General features: G+C 41.4%; 1 pseudogene. It reads right to left on the bottom strand.

Annotated features, from left to right (window positions below):
• Positions 1–181: pseudogene (locus ACTHS3_RS18560) on the bottom strand (hypothetical protein); the annotation flags it as partial.
• Positions 182–239 lie beyond the last annotated feature (58 nt).

Below are 239 nucleotides of genomic sequence, written 5' to 3'. Positions count from 1 at the left end.
CTGCAGCTTCATAGCCGTTTCCGCTACCGGGAAGCAAAGTGTAATTGTTTTTCAAATCACAACTTCGAATCCGGACATAATTGTTTTGAGTGACCAACATGCCTTCCAGCTCTTTGGCAAAGGCGGTTTGAGCGGTTGCTGAAAGCAACACGCCGCAAGTAAGGAAAATGTGTTTAACCATATTTTATTTCTTAATTTTCAAAGTAATCTATTCACACCAAAGAAAGCTTATGTCCGGC

Source organism: Neisseria sp. P0009.S007, assembly GCF_051962515.1.
Note: the sequence above shows the minus strand (reverse complement) of the source record. Positions and strands in the feature narration are given on the sequence as shown.